The sequence below is a fragment of the Mesorhizobium sp. M7A.F.Ca.CA.002.05.1.1 genome (assembly GCF_003998335.1).
Lineage (GTDB): Bacteria > Pseudomonadota > Alphaproteobacteria > Rhizobiales > Rhizobiaceae > Mesorhizobium.
The window spans coordinates 1-15,988 of the sequence record NZ_RZQI01000035.1 but is presented as its reverse complement, the minus strand read 5'-3'; the positions used below and the strand labels follow the sequence as shown (position 1 = coordinate 15,988).

Annotated in this window: 17 protein-coding genes; 9 read left to right on the top strand and 8 right to left on the bottom strand. The window is 63.1% G+C overall.

The annotated features are described in order from the left end of the window. Together EN939_RS03680 and EN939_RS03675 are read right to left on the bottom strand one after the other, a co-directional pair. Nucleotides 1-979 (bottom strand): YeaH/YhbH family protein (locus EN939_RS03680; RefSeq protein ID WP_164750875.1); only part of this gene is annotated, 979 nt, incomplete at its 3' end. Between the two features lie 17 nt (nt 980-996). Continuing rightward, nucleotides 997-2,946: a PrkA family serine protein kinase gene (locus tag EN939_RS03675; protein WP_013529362.1), complete on the bottom strand. Its 1,950-nt coding sequence runs from the start codon at nt 2,944-2,946 to the stop codon at nt 997-999. 240 nt (nt 2,947-3,186) lie between these two features. On the opposite strand from EN939_RS03675, the gene EN939_RS03670 reads away from it, so the two are divergent. Further along, entirely contained in the window at nt 3,187-3,993 is an 807-nt protein-coding gene (locus EN939_RS03670) for an alpha/beta hydrolase (protein ID WP_127266965.1), read from the top strand. Between the two features lie 100 nt (nt 3,994-4,093). Next, nucleotides 4,094-5,647, top strand: a complete 1,554-nt coding sequence (locus EN939_RS03665) for an acetolactate synthase large subunit (RefSeq protein ID WP_127266964.1) — start codon at nt 4,094-4,096, stop codon at nt 5,645-5,647. 30 nt (nt 5,648-5,677) lie between these two features. Here the strand turns inward: EN939_RS03665 and EN939_RS03660 are convergent, their stop codons facing one another. Further along, complete coding sequence (locus EN939_RS03660) at nt 5,678-5,980, bottom strand: BolA family protein (protein WP_013529365.1); 303 nt, start codon at nt 5,978-5,980, stop codon at nt 5,678-5,680. Nucleotides 5,981-6,161: 181 nt separating this feature from the next. On the opposite strand from EN939_RS03660, the gene EN939_RS03655 reads away from it, so the two are divergent. From EN939_RS03655 to EN939_RS03640, 4 genes are all read left to right on the top strand, one after another. Further along, complete coding sequence (locus EN939_RS03655) at nt 6,162-6,791, top strand: J domain-containing protein (protein WP_013529366.1); 630 nt, start codon at nt 6,162-6,164, stop codon at nt 6,789-6,791. A 123-nt stretch (nt 6,792-6,914) separates the two neighbouring features. Next, nucleotides 6,915-7,901 carry a cobaltochelatase subunit CobS gene (gene cobS, locus EN939_RS03650; protein ID WP_013529367.1) on the top strand — a complete coding sequence of 329 codons (987 nt, stop codon included), beginning with the start codon at nt 6,915-6,917 and terminating at the stop codon, nt 7,899-7,901. A gap of 11 nt (nt 7,902-7,912) precedes the next feature. Continuing rightward, nucleotides 7,913-9,814, top strand: coding sequence for a cobaltochelatase subunit CobT (cobT, locus tag EN939_RS03645; RefSeq protein WP_013529369.1), 1,902 nt, complete (start codon nt 7,913-7,915; stop codon nt 9,812-9,814). Further along, complete coding sequence (locus EN939_RS03640) at nt 9,811-10,839, top strand: esterase-like activity of phytase family protein (protein ID WP_127266963.1); 1,029 nt, start codon at nt 9,811-9,813, stop codon at nt 10,837-10,839. Before cobT ends, EN939_RS03640 begins: the two co-directional genes overlap by 4 nt. A 10-nt stretch (nt 10,840-10,849) precedes the next feature. Here the strand turns inward: EN939_RS03640 and EN939_RS03635 are convergent, their stop codons facing one another. The 3 genes from EN939_RS03635 to rpmB all read right to left on the bottom strand — a co-directional run bounded on the left by EN939_RS03635 (nt 10,850) and on the right by rpmB (nt 12,719). Continuing rightward, a complete protein-coding gene (locus EN939_RS03635; protein ID WP_127266962.1) occupies nt 10,850-11,521 on the bottom strand; it encodes a hypothetical protein in 672 nt (223 codons plus the stop codon). 59 nt (nt 11,522-11,580) lie between these two features. Beyond that, entirely contained in the window at nt 11,581-12,261 is a 681-nt protein-coding gene (locus EN939_RS03630; protein ID WP_127266961.1) for a queuosine precursor transporter, read from the bottom strand. Between the two features lie 161 nt (nt 12,262-12,422). Further along, nucleotides 12,423-12,719 (bottom strand): 50S ribosomal protein L28, encoded by a 297-nt coding sequence (rpmB, locus tag EN939_RS03625; protein WP_013529373.1) that lies wholly within the window; start codon nt 12,717-12,719, stop codon nt 12,423-12,425. A 257-nt stretch (nt 12,720-12,976) separates the two neighbouring features. On the opposite strand from rpmB, the gene EN939_RS03620 reads away from it, so the two are divergent. Genes EN939_RS03620 through EN939_RS03610 form a run of 3 tightly spaced genes read left to right on the top strand, consistent with a single transcriptional unit; the run spans nt 12,977 to nt 15,418 of the window. Next, entirely contained in the window at nt 12,977-13,765 is a 789-nt protein-coding gene (locus EN939_RS03620; protein ID WP_127266960.1) for a DUF3108 domain-containing protein, read from the top strand. 34 nt (nt 13,766-13,799) lie between these two features. Next, the gene (yddG, locus tag EN939_RS03615) at nt 13,800-14,735 is read left to right on the top strand and encodes an aromatic amino acid exporter YddG (protein ID WP_127266959.1); all 936 of its coding nucleotides are present in this window, start codon (nt 13,800-13,802) and stop codon (nt 14,733-14,735) included. Beyond that, nucleotides 14,732-15,418 carry a lysoplasmalogenase gene (locus EN939_RS03610; protein ID WP_127266958.1) on the top strand — a complete coding sequence of 229 codons (687 nt, stop codon included), beginning with the start codon at nt 14,732-14,734 and terminating at the stop codon, nt 15,416-15,418. The genes yddG and EN939_RS03610 overlap by 4 nt, the downstream gene beginning before the upstream one ends. Before the next feature lies 1 nt (nt 15,419). Here the strand turns inward: EN939_RS03610 and EN939_RS03605 are convergent, their stop codons facing one another. Both EN939_RS03605 and EN939_RS03600 read right to left on the bottom strand, forming a co-directional pair. After that, nucleotides 15,420-15,848, bottom strand: a complete 429-nt coding sequence (locus EN939_RS03605) for a cupin domain-containing protein (RefSeq protein WP_127266957.1) — start codon at nt 15,846-15,848, stop codon at nt 15,420-15,422. A gap of 19 nt (nt 15,849-15,867) precedes the next feature. After that, a partial coding sequence (locus tag EN939_RS03600; RefSeq protein WP_272483078.1) for a hydroxyacylglutathione hydrolase C-terminal domain-containing protein occupies nt 15,868-15,988 on the bottom strand: 121 nt, incomplete at its 5' end.

Sequence of the window (15,988 nt, the reverse complement as noted above, 5' to 3'; positions counted from 1 at the left end):
CGATAATACGGTGCATTTCCTCCAGCGCGGTGGAAACGACAGTGCCGCCGCTTTGGGTGTTGTAGAAAAATGTCTCCTCGTCGACCTCCTGAGCCAGGTGCGTGTGGCGGATGAAGACAATCTCGATGCGGTCGTAGCGTCGTTTCAAGAACAGGTGCAGCAAGACGAAGAAGCGCTTGGCCAGATCCTTCTCGCGCTCGCCCATGGACCCGGACACGTCCATCAGACAGAACATGACGGCATTGGCGTTCGGCACCGGCCGGGAATCGAAGCGGTTGAAGCGGATGTCGACCGGATCGACATAGGCAATGCGTCGGCGGCGTCGTTCCAGCCGGTCAAGCTCTTCGCTCAATGCCGCGATACGCTGGCGCGCGTCGGCGCTGGATGGCGCCTCCTCGAGCGAGGCGATTTCCTCGAGGATCGCATCCAGTTCGACCTGCTTGGGGCGCCTCAGCGCAATGCGGCGGCCGTGGCTGTTGCGCATCGTGCGGCCGACATTGATGTTGGTCGGCGAACCGGTGGCGGCGAAGCCCGCCCTGCGCGGCTTGAAGGCAAGGATCTCCTTGAGGTTGAGCTTGACCATGTCGGGGAGTTCGAGATCCTCGAAGAAAAGATCGAGCACTTCCTCGCGCGACAGTACGAAACGAAAGTCGTCCTCGGATGCCTTGTTTCCCGGGGACGACGCTCCCCCGCCGCCTCCGCCGGGCTTGGGGATCAGGTCTCCAGCGGAGAAATGCCTGTTGCCCGGCAAGATGTGCTGGCGCCTGCCACTGTCGCGGGCGTTGCTGAAGCTCGGCTCGCTTGTGCCTCTTTCGGGCATGCGCACGGCGTGCTCGGAATCCGCGTCGGCAATCCTGCCGGTGCGGATCTGGTCGCGTATGCTCCGCTTCAATTCCTCGCGCGCGCGTCGGAGGAAGCGCTGGCGATTGCCGAGACTCTTGTCTTTCGGGTTCAGGCGGCGGTCGATGAAGATCGGCATGGAACCATCCGGGTTCTCTAACCCGCCCTGTTCACCCGCATGTACCAGTCCACAAGGCGACGAACCTGCCGCTCGGTGTAGCCGCGCTCGACCATCCGCTGCACGAATTCATTGTGCCGCTTTTCCGTGACGCTGTCCTGCTTGGAGCCGAAACTGATCACCGGCAGGAGGTCCTCGACCTGGCCGAACATGCGTTTCTCGATGACTTCCCGCAGCTTTTCGTAACTTGTCCACGCCGGGTTGCGGCCATGGTTTCTTGCACGGGCGCGCAGCGTGAATTTCACCACCTCGTTGCGGAAGTCCTTGGGATTGGCGATGCCGGCCGGCTTTTCGACCTGTGAAAGCTCGTTGTCCAAAACCTCGCGGTTGAGGATCTGGCCGGTGTCGGGATCCTTGTAGTCCTGGTCTTCGATCCAGGCGTCGGCATAGGCGATGTAGCGGTCGAAAAGATTCTGGCCATACTCGCTGTACGATTCCAGATAGGCCTTCTGGATCTCATGACCGATGAATTCGGCATACCGCGCGGCCAGTTCGGACTTGATGAACTCCAGATAGGCGGCTTCCGTCTCCTTCGGAAACTGTTCGCGCTTGATTGCCTCCTCCAGGATGTACATGAGGTGCACGGGGTCGGCGGCCACCTCTTCGGTGTCGTAGTTGAAGGTCTGCGACAGGATCTTGAAGGCAAAGCGCGTGCTGACGCCTGCCATGCCCTCGTCGACGCCGGCGGCGTCCCGATATTCCTGAACCGACTTTGCCTTGGGGTCGACTTCCTTGAGGTTCTCGCCGTCATAGGCGCGCATCTTGGTGTAGAGCGGTGAATTGTCGTGCTCGGCCAAGCGGGTCGAGACGGTAAACCGGCTGAGGATGTCCAGCACCTCGGGAGCGCAAGGACTGGCGGCCAATTCGCTCTCCCGCAGCAGTTTCTCGTAGATCTGCCGCTCTTCGGTTATCCGCAGGCAATACGGCACCTTGACCACGAGGATGCGATCGAGAAAGGCCTCATTGTTCTTGTTGTTCTTGAACTGCAGCCATTCCGACTCGTTGGAATGGGCCACGATGATTCCCTGGTAGGGAAAAGCGCCGAAGTTTTCGGTGCCGTTGTAGCTGCCTTCCTGGGTGGCGGTCAGCAGCGGATGCAGGACCTTGATAGGCGCCTTGAACATTTCGACGAATTCAAGCAGGCCCTGGGTAGTCCGGTTCAGTCCGCCGCTATAGGAATAGGCGTCCGGATCGGATTGGCTGAAGTTTTCCAATTGCCGGATGTCCACCTTGCCGACCAGGGCCGAAACGTCCTGATTGTTCTCGTCGCCGGGCTCGGTCTTGGCGATGCCGATCTGGCGCAGTCGCGACGGCATCAGCTTGACGACGCTGAACTTGGAAATGTCGCCGGAAAGTTCGTCGAGGCGCTTGGCTGCCCATGGCGAAATGAGCCCATTCAACCGGCGTCGGGCAATGCCGTATTTGTCCTCCAGCAGGTCGCCCATGCGATCAGGATGGAAAAGACCAAGCGGCGATTCGAAAACCGGGCTGACCTGATTACCGACCTTCAGCGTGTAGATCGGGCGCTGTTCCATCAATTTCTTCAGACGCTCGGCAAGGGAGGATTTGCCACCGCCCACGGGGCCGAGCAAATAGAGGATTTGCTTGCGCTCCTCGAGCCCCTGGGACGCATAGCGAAAATAGCCGGCGATGCGCTCGATCGTGTCCTCCATGCCATAGAAATCGGCAAAGGAAGGGTACACTTTCAGGGTCCGATTGGAGAAAATGCGGCCGAGCCGCTCATCCTTGCTGGTGTCGACCAGGTTCGGCTCGCCGATCGCCTCGACCATCCGTTCAGGCGCCGAGGCATACATCGACTTGTCCTCGCGGCAGGCAAGGAGATATTGCTGGATGCTGATCTCTTCCTGCGCCGCGTTGGTGTAAATTTCCGAAAACAGATCAAAGACGTCAGACTGGTTCTCTCGCATGATGCTTTTGCCCTCGGAGCCGCTGTGGCTTCCATTCGGCTCACCTCGCATTCAACTGTCGGGGGGTACCGTTTGTTCCCTTCATGTGAAGAGGTGGCTGCGATCGTAAGATTTGAGGCCACTCCGAGATCAAGGCGCTCGGTGCGGAGCGGCATTCAGCGCGGGTAGCGGGTGTGTTGCGAATCCCTGACTGGACGGCTGGGGCCGCCGCGTGCAGTCTTGCCTCGCCAGGAGACAGTGATGATCGATCGACGAAGCCTGATCATGGCCTCGGTGGCGGCGATGCTGCCGTTGGAAGCATCGGCCGCGTCGGAAACACGCCGACCCACGCCAAAGACCTTCGACTACGGGCCGGCCAAGCTCGACATCTATGCGCCCGATGGTGCAATCGGCCTGCCGGTCGTATTTTTCGTTCATGGCGGCACCTGGCAGTTTGGCAAACGCAGTCAGGTCAACGCCAAACCGGCCTTCCTGCTCGCCAACGGCTTCTGCTTCGTCTCCATCGACTACCGCATGTTGCCGCAGGCCGATGTCGCCACCCAGGCCGGTGACGTCGAAAAGGCCTACGCCTTCATCAGGGCCAACATCGCCCGGCATGGCGGCGATCCCAACCGCATTGTCGGCATGGGCCATTCGGCCGGCTGCCATTTGATTGCGCTGACCGGCATGCGCGGCGGATTGCCCGGCATAGCTGCGCTCATTCTCGACGATACCAGGGCCTATGATCTTGCAGCACTTGCCAGGAAGGGCGGCATGGTGCGGGCCTATGCCCGCGTCTTTTCCAATCCCGCGCAATGGGCGGCACTGTCGCCGGCCAGCCATGTCGACGGCCGCAAGCACCCGCCGACGTTCATTGCCTATTCGCGCGCCCCTGGCCGCGGCGAGGACTCCAAGGCCTTTGCCGAGCGCCTGCGCGCGACGGGCACCCAGGTCACACTGTTCGACGGCAGCGCCTACACGCATATGTCGATCAATCGCGATTTCGGCGAGGACGGTGACGCGCTGACCGCTGCCGCGCTGGCATTCCTGAAATCGACGGTTGGCTGATCTTTACAGCGCTGGATCAGATCAAAAATGGCGGCGGGATATTGCTGTGCGGGCGCGCCCGGGTGCAAGTGCTCTTCGATCGTGAGCGGGAGGGAATTGCATGAACGGCGCCGATGTCCTGTGTGACGTGCTTCTGGCCAACGATGTGACGGTCTGCTTTGCCAATCCCGGCACCTCCGAAATGCATTTCGTTGCAGCACTTGACCGCAAGCCGAAAATGCGTTGCGTGCTCGGGCTGTTCGAGGGCGTGGTGACGGGTGCCGCCGATGGCTATGCGCGGATGACCGATCGGCCGGCCGCGACGCTGCTGCATACCGGTCCCGGCCTGGCCAACGGGCTCGCCAACATGCACAATGCCCGGCGTGCCTTCAGCCCGATGATCAACATCGTCGGCGACCACGCCTCTTACCATCTGCCGCTCGATGCCCCGCTCACCAGCGATATCGAGAGCCTTGCGGCGCCGATGTCCAACTGGGTCGGCCGCGTCAAGGGCCCGGCCGATATCGTGCCGGCAGCTGAAGCAGCCTTTCGCGCCTCGCTGACACCGCCCGGCGTCGCGACGATGATCCTGCCGGCGGATGCTGCCTGGGGCGCAGTCGACGCGGTTTCGGTCGGCAAGGTGAAGCTGGTGCCAGCGCCGGCCGTCGATATGGACGCCGTGCGCAAGGTCGCCGCGGCGATCCGTACCGCTCCGGGCCGGGCAGGCATGATCGTTCGCGGAAAGGCCGCACGCGCCGATGCGCTCGCCATCGCCGGGCAGATTTCGACGGGCAGCGATGTCCGCCTGTTCGGCGAGGTTCTGATCGCACGGATGCAACGCGGGCGTGGGCGTGTCGCGCCGACCCGCATCCCCTATCCGGTCGATGCGGCGATGGCTGTGCTGAGCGACGTCGATGTTCTGATCCTGGTCGGTGCGAAGGAGCCGGTTGCCTTCTTCGCCTATCCGGGGAAACCGGGACGGCTCGTGCGGGAAGGCTGCGAGGTGCTGACACTGGCCGCCCATGGCGACGATCTGCATACGGCGCTGGAGGCGCTTCGCGACGAACTTGGCATCAAGCCGTCACAACAACAGGTGCTCGCGGCCGCTTTTCCCGACGAGGCAACGCCGAACGGCAAGCTGACGGAAGATGCCATCGCGCTCTCGGTGGCGCGCAAACTGCCGGCCGATGCGATCGTTTGCGATGAAGCGGTCACCTCGGCCAGGCGTTTCTTCGCGCTGTCGGCCTTTGCAGCGCCGCACGACTACATGATGGGCACGGGCGGATCGATCGGCGGCGGCATCCCGATGGCGACCGGGGCGGCAATCGCCTGTTCGGACCGCAAGGTGATCAACCTCGAAGCCGACGGCAGCGGCATGTACACGGTACAGGGATTGTGGACGCAGGCGCGGGAAAAGCTCGACGTGGTGACGATCGTGTTTTCCAATCGAACCTATGCAATCCTGCATGGCGAGATGAAGAATGTCGGCGTGGGCGCGATCGGCGAGAACGCCAGGCGCATGCTCGACCTCGACCATCCCTCGCTCGACTGGGTGTCGCTGGCCAAAGGCATGGGCGTGGAGGCGGCTCGCGCCGATACGTGCGAGCGCTTCGAGGCGCTGCTGGACAGCGCGCTGTCACGGCGCGGGCCGTTCCTCATCGAAGCGGTGCTCTGAGCGCGGCGAAAAACGATCGGCGGAACCGAGCTACCAGCGGGTCTTTTCGCCGGGAGCCGCCGGTTCGATCGCCAGCGCGTGCACGCCGGCCTTCAATTCGTCGGCAAGCAGTTCATTGACGGCGCGGTGACGGTCGATGCGGCTCATGCCGGCAAAGGCGGAAGCGACGACGCGGACGCGAAAATGCGTCTCGCCGGTGCCGTCATAAGTGCCGTGATGGTCGGAGCCGTGATGGTGGTGGCCGGCATGGAGATGGCTCTCGTTGATGATAACCAGCCTGTCCGGCGAAAATGCCTTATTGAGCTTGTCTTCCATGGTCGCCTGTATGGACATCGCCATCTCCCTTCACCACATATCGCTGGCGTCTCGGCCTGGAAACCGAAAATCGGTTTCGCAAGGGGCCGCCGCCGAGCAACAAAATCCGCCATTCGCCTGCTTTATGCCGCGATTCAGCGGTTAGGGCGATGATCGCGAAAATGTCAATTCTTGTTTCGCATCTGCGAACGCCCCATAAATGGGTAAGATGAAGCCGTACCCCAAATATTTCGAGAAGATTCGCGTCCGCCCCGACAAGGACGCGGAGCTGAAGTCGCACTCGCCGATCTGCCAGTGGGACGGCTGCAAGGAAGCGGGCACCCATCGTGCGCCGGTCGGGCGCATGAAGGAAGGCGAGTATTTCCACTTCTGCTTTGATCATGTGCGCGAGTACAACAAGGGCTTCAACTACTTTTCCGGCGTGCCGGACACCGAGGTCGCGCGCTTCCAGAAGGAAGCCATGACCGGGCACCGGCCGACCTGGAAGATGGGCGCCAACGGGGCCTCGACGCGGTCGTCGCCCGATATGGCCCAGATGCGTTCCGGCCGCGCCGGCTACTATAACCGCATGCGCGACCCGTTCGACCTGTTCAAGGGACCGAAGGATCCGCGCGAGGCGCGCGAGCGCAAGGCCAAGCCGCTTGAGGCCAAGGCGCTGGAAACGCTTGGTCTTGATACAAAGGCGACTGGCAAGGAGATCAAGGCGCGCTATAAGGAACTGGTGAAACTGCACCATCCGGATGCGAATGGTGGCGACAGAGGTTCGGAAGACCGGTTCCGCGATGTGCTGCAGGCCTATCGCGTGCTCAAACAGGCGGGCCTGTGCTGAGCGGCCATACGGTTCGTGTCGTTTTCCAACTTTCATAAGGTTGGAAAAGGCTCTAAGACCGCCCCCGGACAAAATCGATTGCCGGCGAAATCAGACGTTTCGCCCGTGGAGACGTTGAGAGATATGAACAAGGTCGATCGTGACATCGCCAACCTGCCCGACACGACGGTGTCGGTGAAGGAGAAATTCGGCTTCGAGTCCAAGATGGTGGTGCCGGCCTATTCGGTGACATCGGAGCATGTGCCGGACATCGATCCGGACTATCTGTTCGACAAGAACACGACGATGGCGATCCTTGCGGGCTTTGCCTACAACCGCCGCGTCATGGTGTCGGGCTATCACGGCACCGGCAAGTCGACCCATATCGAACAGGTCGCCGCTCGCCTCAACTGGCCTTGCGTGCGCGTCAACCTCGACAGCCATGTCAGCCGTATCGATCTCGTCGGCAAGGACGCGATCGTCGTCAAGGACGGTTTGCAGATCACCGAATTCCGCGACGGCATCCTGCCCTGGGCCTACCAGCACAATGTCGCGCTGTGCTTCGACGAGTACGATGCCGGCCGTCCGGATGTGATGTTCGTCATCCAGCGCGTGCTGGAATCGTCGGGCCGGCTGACGCTGCTCGACCAGAGCCGGGTCATTCGCCCGCATCCGGCCTTCCGGCTGTTCTCGACCGCAAACACGGTCGGCCTTGGCGACACCACCGGCCTCTATCACGGCACCCAGCAGATCAACCAGGCGCAGATGGACCGCTGGTCGATCGTCACCACGCTGAACTATTTGCCGCACGACAACGAAGTCGCCATCGTGCTGGCCAAGGCCAAGCACTATCGCGACGGCAAGGGCAAGGACATCGTCAACAAGATGGTGCGCGTCGCCGACATGACGCGCTCGGCCTTCATCAACGGCGATCTGTCGACCGTGATGAGCCCGCGCACCGTGATCACCTGGGCCGAGAATGCCGAGATATTCGGCAATATCGGCATGGCGTTCCGGCTGACCTTCCTCAACAAGTGCGACGAACTGGAGCGCTCGGTGGTGGCCGAGTTCTATCAGCGCGCCTTCGGCGAGGATCTGCCCGAGAGCGCCGCCAACGTGGTGCTGGGCTAAGCAGGGTCTCGATGGCGGGTCCGGGCGACAACACGCGCAACAAGTCGAAGACGGGGTCTGAAGCCGATAGCTTCAAGCGTGCCGTTACCGTCTGCATGCGCGCCATTGCCGGCGACAAGGAACTGGAGGTCGGTTTCGCCAAGGACCGGCCGGCGCTCGCCGGCAGCCGCGCGCGCTTGCCGGAGCTGCCCAAGAAGGCATCGAAGACCGATATTGCGATCACCCGCGGCCTCGGCGATTCCATGGCGCTGAAGCGCGCCTGCCATGATGTGCGCATCCACACCAAGCTGGCGCCGGAAGGCAAGGCGGCCCGCGCCATCTATGACGCGGTCGAGCAGGCTCGCGTCGAGGCGATAGGCTCACGCGCCATGCAGGGCGTCGCCGACAATATCGGCTCGATGCTGGAGGACAAATACGCCAAGGCCAACCTCGTCGACATCAAGGACAAGGCCGACGCGCCGATCGAGGAAGCTCTTGCCCTGATGGTGCGCGAGAAGCTGACCGGCCGCCCGGTCCCGAAAAGCGGCGAGCGGCTGGTCGAACTTTGGCGCCCCTGGGTCGAGGAGAAGGCCAAGGCCGACCTCGACGGATTGTCGGCCAAGCTCGGCGACCAGCAGGCGTTCGCCCGGGTCGTGCGCGAGATGCTCGCCTCCATGGAGATGGCCGAGGAACTCGGCGACGACCAGGAGACGGAAGATTCCGAGGACAATGACGACAACCAGCCGCAAGGCGAGGAGCAGAGCGAGGAGGGTGGCGAAGAGGATTCCGGCTCCGAGCAGTCGCAGTCCGAGGATGCCGAAGCTTCCGCCGATGACGAACAGTCGGCCGAGACGGAAGCCTCCGACGCCACCGCCGACGATCTGTCCGACGATGACGACGCCGATGCCGAAACACCCGGCGAGGCGCGCCGCAACGACAATCCCTTCACCAATCTGCCGAAGGAGATCGACTACAAGGTCTTCACCACGGCTTTCGACGAGACGGTCGGCGCCGAGGAGCTGTGCGAAGAGGAAGAACTCGACCGGCTGCGCGCCTTCCTCGACAAGCAACTGGCCAATCTGTCCGGCGTCGTTGGGCGGCTGGCCAACCGGCTACAGCGCCGGCTGATGGCACAACAGAACCGCTCCTGGGATTTCGACCTGGAAGAAGGTTACCTCGACCCGGCAAGGCTGGTGCGGGTCGTCATTGACCCGATGCAGCCGCTGTCGTTCAAGCAGGAGCGCGACACCAAATTTCGCGACACGGTGGTGACGCTGGTGCTCGACAATTCCGGCTCGATGCGCGGCCGGCCGATCACGGTCGCCGCCACCTGCGCCGACATATTGGCGCGCACGCTGGAGCGTTGCGGTGTCTCGGTCGAGATCCTCGGCTTCACGACACGGGCGTGGAAGGGCGGGCAGGCGCGCGAGAAATGGCTGAAGGATGGCAAGCCGCCGAATCCTGGCCGGCTCAACGATCTGCGCCACATCATCTACAAGTCCGCCGACCATCCATGGCGGCGGGCACGGCGCAATCTCGGCCTGATGATGCGCGAAGGCCTGCTCAAGGAAAATATCGACGGCGAGGCGCTGCTGTGGGCGCACAACCGGCTGATCGCCCGGCCCGAGCAGCGCAAGATCCTGATGATGATCTCGGACGGCGCGCCGGTCGACGATTCGACGCTGTCGGTCAATCCGGGCAACTATCTCGAGCGCCATCTGCGCGCCGTCATCGAGCTGATCGAGACGCGTTCGCCGGTGGAACTGCTGGCCATCGGCATCGGCCACGACGTCACGCGCTACTACCGCCGCGCTGTCACCATCGTCGATGCCGAGGAACTGGCCGGCGCCATGACCGAGCAACTGGCTTCGCTGTTCGCCGAGGAAAGCGCGAAGGATACGCGACGCGGCGGTGGTATGCGGCGCGCCGGATGATTTCCAGGCGCGGCGGGTTTCGGCAGACGCTTTTCGCCGCCATCGCCCTGCTTTCCGGCGTGGCTTCGGCGGCAGCCGGTTCGGCTGACTCTGGTTCTGTCGAACCGGTCGAAATCTCGGCCCGCCCGATCACCCAATTCCACATTGGCCGTGCCGACAAGCAGTTCGGCGCTTTCGAATTCGTCGGCGGGCTGGAGATGACCTCGCCGACACGCGATTTCGGCGCGCTGTCAGCCTTCCGCTTCCTGACAGCCGGCGGTGACTTCATCGGCGTTGCCGACACCGGCTTCTGGTTCTTCGGCACGGTGGTCCGCGACGCGGAAAAGCGACCCTCCGGCATCCAGAATTTCCGCATGCAGCAGATGGTCGACCAGACCGGCCGGCCGATCGACAGGAAATGGGAGGTCGATGCGGAAGGTCTCGCGGTCAAGGACGGCATCGCCACCGTCGGCTTCGAGCGCAGCCACCGCGTCGCCCAGTTCAAGATCGATCCCAACGACATGAAGGCGCCGTTCAAGCCGCTGGATTTCGTCGTGCCGGCCCGCGAGCTGCGCCAGAATCGCGGCTTCGAGACCGTCACCCACGCCAATGCCAACGGCCAGCATGAGGGCGGCCTGGTCGTGGTCTCCGAGAAGAGCCTGGACAAGGCCGGCAACATCTATGCCGCCATCATCGATGGGCCGCACAAGGGCGTCTTCACCGTCAAGCGCAATGGCGATTTCGACATCACCGACGGCGCCTTCCTGCCCGATGGTGATCTGTTGCTTCTGGAGCGCAGTTTCTCGATGGCCAGCGGCGTCAAGATGCGGCTGCGGCGCATCTACGGCGAAAGCGTCGAGAAGGGCGCGGTCGCCGACGGGCCGGTGCTGCTGGAGGCCGACATGGACTACCAGATCGACAATATGGAAGGGCTCGACGTCTGGAGCCGCGACGACGGCGCGCTGATGGTGTCGCTGATCTCGGACGACAACCACTCGATCCTGCAGCGCAACCTCTATCTGGAATTCATTCTCCACCAGGATTGAGCCAGCCGGCTTACGTCCTGTTGGCGATCCAGATGACATGGCGGGCGCCGCGCTTGCCGTTGGCGCGCGTACTGACCTCTTCGACCGCGAAGCCTGCCTGCTTCAGCCGCCGCGTGAAGCCGCTGTCGGGGCCTTGCGACCACACCGCCAGCACGCCGCCGGGTTTCAGGGCGCTGCGTGCGGCTGCGAGGCCTTGCACGCTGTAAAGTGCGTTGTTGGATTTGTGGACGATGCCTTCCGGGCCGTTGTCGACATCGAGCAGGATGGCGTCCCAGGCCGCGGGCCGCGACCGGATCAACTGCCCGACATCGGTTTCCTGGATGGTGACGCGAGGATCGTCGAGACAGCCGTCAAAGATTTCGGCCATCGGGCCACGTGCCCAGGCGACGACGGCGGGCACCAGTTCGGCGACGACAATTCCGGCATCATTGGCCAATTCTGTGAGTGCGGCGCGCAAGGTAAAACCCATGCCAAGCCCACCGATCAGGATTGTGGGCCGGCTATGGCCGGCAATCCGCTCACAGGACAGTTTTGCCAGCGCTTCCTCGGAACCGCTGAGGCGGCTGTTCATGAGCTCGTTGGTGCCCAGCATGATCGAGAATTCGGTGCCGCGCCGCTTGAGGCGAAGTTCTTGTCCGCCGTCCGGGGTCTTTGCCGAATCGAGCTGAACCCACGGGATCATGATCTTTGTCCGACCATGATCTTTTCCGAAAATCGGGTCCCACTTTTCGGGATCATGGTTTAAGCCGCAACCGCGGGCTGGCTCCAGCGGGCCGCGAGCAGACGGTAGGGGATCAACGCCACCACGGCGATGATCAGCTTCACGCTGAGGTCGCCCAGCGCCCAGGAGATCCAACGCATCGCGTCGACATGGAACACGCCCATCAAGGGTGCGTTTTCCAACGCAAAGCCGTCGTTGGGACCAGCGAAGGCAAAGGCGGCCGAGAACGCGACGGTGAAGAACACGGCTGTGTCGAACACCGACCCGACCAGCGTGCCGACGATCGGCGCCCGCCACCAGCTCTGGCGGCGCAGCCGGTTGAAGACAGTCACATCGAGCAATTGCGCGGCAAGGAACGCCGCTCCGGACGCGGCCGCGATCCGCACCAGCCGGTCGGCGGCGGTCTCGAATTCGATCAGGCCGTGACGGAACAGGAAGGGCGGGACAAGGATCGAGCAGATCACCGCCGTCATGAAGCCGACAAAGACGATCCGGCGCGCCACAGTGGGGCCGTAACGGCGGTTGGCGAGGTCGGTGACCAGAAACGAGAAGGGATAGGTGAAGGCCCCCCAGGTCAGAAGGTCGGCCAGCGAGAGGCCGCCGATCTGGCCCTGCATCGGGAATTGCACGAGAATGTTCGATGCCACGACGACAAGCGTCATGGCGGCCACGAAGGGCAAGTATCGCGAGAAGAAAGTCATTTTTTTATCCTGGGTAATGGAACCAGCGGAACGTATTCCGAAATCGGATTACGCTAGCTTCGTAATTTAAGCATCGGGTTGCCGAAACCTTGCGGCTTCGATCCGATGCCTAGGCCAACAAGAGGTTGGCCAGGGCGGTCGTCCCCCGCCTTTGAACTGTTTTAAGCGGCAGCCTGTTCGGCGGTCTTCTTGGCGATCTGCTTCTTCAGCAAACGGGCGCGCTGCGACAATTCCTTGACGTCGGCCTTGGCCAGGAAGGCGTCGAGGCCGCCGCGATGTTCGACCGAACGCAGCGCGTTGGCCGAAATGCGAAGACGCACGTTCTGGTTCAGCGCTTCCGAAATCAGCGTCACATTGACGAGGTTCGGCAGGAAGCGACGCTTGGTCTTGTTGTTGGCGTGGCTCACATTGTTGCCGGACATGACTGCCTTGGCAGTGAGTTCGCAGGTGCGGGACATTGTTCTAACCTTCAGTTCTCGGGGTCTGCCAAACACTCAAGCCCACGCCGGGTGGCGCGCGGTTCTGGTCAGGCGGCCTTATGGAAAAAGTTGGCGTTCCATAGTTGCATTTCGCCGAGGCGTCAAGCTCCAGCTTGCCTGCGGACACGCCCGGCATTTCATATTAAGGCCGGAATTCATCCTATAAGCGGTTCCATAGGGACATGCCAGCCCGGAGTTGCCCGCCTCCGGCCGAAAATCAAGGACCCGATCCCGCCATGCTTCGTTCGCCACATGCCCTTGTTGCCATGCTTGCCATAGCTTTGCCGTCCGCCGCGTCTGCTGCCTCGCCGCAGTCGTTCAAGGGCGAGTACACAGTGTCGTTCCTCGGCCTTTCGATAGCGAAATCAACGTTTTCCAGCCGCTATGAGAACGGCGCCTACGCGATCCAAGGCAGTGTCACCGCAGCCGGCCTCGCCAAGCTGTTCGACGATACGCGCGGCACGATCTCATCCAAAGGCACGATCGCGGGCAAGAAAATGGTGCCGCAGGCATTCCGCGCCGATTACACCTCCGGCAAGAAGGCATCGGTTGTCGATATCCGCTTTGCCAATGGCAGGGTCACCTCGACGAAGGTCGTGCCGGCGCCGGGCAAACGCGACCCCAAGAACTGGGTACCGCTCGGTGCCGGCGACCTGACGTCGGTGCTCGATCCCATGGCCGCCACCGTCATTCATGCCGACAGTCTCGACCAGGTCTGCGGCCGCACGGTGAAGTTCTATGACGGCGAGATGCGTGCCGACCTGACGTTGACCTACGCGTCGAAAGGCACGATCTCGGTCCCGGGCTACAAGGGCGACACCGTCACCTGCCAGATGGGCTTCGAGCCGGTGGCGGGTTATCGCAAGGGCCGCAAGGCGCTCAACTATCTCAAGAACAAAAGCCGCATGATGGTGACGTTTGCACCGCTCGGCCAAACCGGCGTATATGCGCCGATCCGTGCCACGGTGGGCACGCAGATCGGCACCTTGACCATCAGCGCCGGGCGTTTCGAAGCCGTACAATAGCCAGGCGCGGAATTGGCGCGCCACTGGAGACAGAATGGGGCGCGCAACACTGATCGGCTTTTCGGCGGTCGCCATGTGGGCGTTGCTCGCACTGCTCACCGATGCGTCGGGCCAGGTGCCGCCGTTCCTCTTGTCGGCGATCACCTTCTCGATCGGCACCGGGGTCGGGCTCATCGCGCGGCTGTTCATGCCGGCACCCGACAAGAGCCAGAAGATACCGCCGCAGGTGTGGCTGATCGGCATTGCCGGCCTGTTCGGCTACCACTTCTTCTATTTCACCGCGCTGCGCAATGCGCCGGCGGTGGAGGCGAGCCTGATCGCCTATCTGTGGCCGCTGCTGATCGTGCTCGGCTCGGCGCTGATGCCGGGCGAAAAACTGGCGTGGAACCATGTCGTCGGCGCGCTGCTCGGCCTTGCCGGCACCGTGCTGATCGTCACCAAGGGTGGCGGGCTGGCCTTCGACGCCCGCTATTCCTTCGGCTATGCCATGGCTGCCGTCTGCGCCGTCCTGTGGTCGTCCTATTCGTTGTTGTCGCGGCGCTTCCCGTCGGTGCCGACCAGCATCGTCACCTGGTTCTGCGCAGCGACCGCGGTGCTGTCGCTCGCCTGCCACCTGGCGCTGGAACAGACCGTTCTGCCCGTCGGCGCCGGTCAGTGGCTGGCGGTGCTTGGTCTTGGCCTCATGCCGGTGGGCGCTGCCTTCTATGCCTGGGACATCGGCGTCAAACGCGGCAACATCCAGGTGCTGGGTGCCGCAAGCTACGCCGCACCGCTGTTGTCGACGCTGGTGCTGATCGCGGCCGGCGTCGCCGAGCCGTCGCTGCGCATCCTCGCCGCCTGCGTGCTCATCACCGGTGGCGCGGTGCTCGCCGCAAAATCCCTGTTCCTGCGCAAGCCTGCGGCGACCGAGAGCCGAGCCGGGTCATCCGAAGGCGGAGCCCAGGGCATCCAAAGGCGGAGCCGGGCATGACGATGCCGTTTGCGGGCGGCATCGACGCCAATGCCAATGCGACACTGATCTTTTCGCTGGCGGCGGCGGTGATCTATGCGTTCACGCTAGGCATGCCGCCGACGCTCGCCCGCTCGGCGGCAAAGACGCTTGCCGTGGCGATGCTTGCCGTGCTGGCCGGACTGCAGGGCGGCCCGCTGCTGCTGGTCGCCGCGCTCGCACTCAGCGCCGCTGGCGACGCCTTCCTGTCGCGCGACGGCGAAAAGGCCTTTCTCGGCGGGCTGGCCAGTTTTCTCGTCGCCCACATCGTCTATGTCGCGCTGTTCCTGCGCAGCGGTGGCGGATTGGGAGTGCTTGGCGCCGAGCCGTGGCGCGGAGCGATCGGGCTCGCCATGGCGGTGTTCGTGGTCATCATGCTGGCGGCGCTGTGGCGTCGCGTCGGTCCCGGCCTGGGTATCCCGATCACCGTCTATATCGCCGCGATCCTGGCAATGGGCATCTCGGCGCTGACAACAAGCAATATGTGGGTGATCGGTGGCGCCGTGCTGTTCATGGTATCGGACGGGCTGCTCGCCACCGAGAAATTCCTTGTCGCCGCCATCTCGCCCCACCGCGCCTGGATGCGCTTCGCCGTCTGGGCGCTGTACTACGCCGCCCAGCTCGCGACGACACTTGGGTTCCTGCTAAATTTGGGTTCTTATTGAGTTAGGGTTGTTTCGGCTGCCAGCCGGGTTCGGCCAGCTCAAAGGCGGCAAACTCGAAGCCCGGCGCGACGGTGCAGCCGACCAGCGTCCATTCGCCCAGGCTGCGCGCCGACTGCCACCAGCCTACCGGCACGACGATCTGAGGCCGCTCACCGGCTGCGAGATCGATGCCGAGCACCTGCTCCACAACGGTACTGCCTTCCTCCCACATCGCCAGTGCCAGCGGGGCGCCGGCATGGAAATGCCAGACCTCGGCGGCGTCCTTGACCCGGTGCCAGGCCGAAACCTGATGCTCCTCAAGCAGGAAATAGATGGCCGTCGAATGGCCGCGCGCGCCGCCAGTGCCATCGCGAAAGGTCTCGGCATACCAGCCGCCTTCCGGGTGCGGCTTCAGCCCGAGCGTCGCGATAATTTCTGCGGAGCTGGTCATGGCGACGATACCACCGGGCCTAGAAATTGTCCTTGCGCTTGCGGATTTCGGCAAAGACCTCGGCGTCCGAAGCTTTCTCCAGCCCCAGATGCTTGCGGATCGCCGGATCGTGCCAGCGCAGGAAGGGATTGGTCGACAGC

Coding starts and splice junctions, on each gene's coding strand:
- EN939_RS03675 (WP_013529362.1), bottom strand. CDS start 2,946: ATGCGAGAGAACCAGTCTGACGTCTTTGATCTGTTTTCGGAAATTTAC.
- EN939_RS03670 (WP_127266965.1), top strand. CDS start 3,187: ATGATCGATCGACGAAGCCTGATCATGGCCTCGGTGGCGGCGATGCTG.
- EN939_RS03665 (WP_127266964.1), top strand. CDS start 4,094: ATGAACGGCGCCGATGTCCTGTGTGACGTGCTTCTGGCCAACGATGTG.
- EN939_RS03660 (WP_013529365.1), bottom strand. CDS start 5,980: ATGTCCATACAGGCGACCATGGAAGACAAGCTCAATAAGGCATTTTCG.
- EN939_RS03655 (WP_013529366.1), top strand. CDS start 6,162: ATGGGTAAGATGAAGCCGTACCCCAAATATTTCGAGAAGATTCGCGTC.
- cobS (WP_013529367.1), top strand. CDS start 6,915: ATGAACAAGGTCGATCGTGACATCGCCAACCTGCCCGACACGACGGTG.
- cobT (WP_013529369.1), top strand. CDS start 7,913: ATGGCGGGTCCGGGCGACAACACGCGCAACAAGTCGAAGACGGGGTCT.
- EN939_RS03640 (WP_127266963.1), top strand. CDS start 9,811: ATGATTTCCAGGCGCGGCGGGTTTCGGCAGACGCTTTTCGCCGCCATC.
- EN939_RS03635 (WP_127266962.1), bottom strand. CDS start 11,521: ATGATCCCGTGGGTTCAGCTCGATTCGGCAAAGACCCCGGACGGCGGA.
- EN939_RS03630 (WP_127266961.1), bottom strand. CDS start 12,261: ATGACTTTCTTCTCGCGATACTTGCCCTTCGTGGCCGCCATGACGCTT.
- rpmB (WP_013529373.1), bottom strand. CDS start 12,719: ATGTCCCGCACCTGCGAACTCACTGCCAAGGCAGTCATGTCCGGCAAC.
- EN939_RS03620 (WP_127266960.1), top strand. CDS start 12,977: ATGCTTCGTTCGCCACATGCCCTTGTTGCCATGCTTGCCATAGCTTTG.
- yddG (WP_127266959.1), top strand. CDS start 13,800: ATGGGGCGCGCAACACTGATCGGCTTTTCGGCGGTCGCCATGTGGGCG.
- EN939_RS03610 (WP_127266958.1), top strand. CDS start 14,732: ATGACGATGCCGTTTGCGGGCGGCATCGACGCCAATGCCAATGCGACA.
- EN939_RS03605 (WP_127266957.1), bottom strand. CDS start 15,848: ATGACCAGCTCCGCAGAAATTATCGCGACGCTCGGGCTGAAGCCGCAC.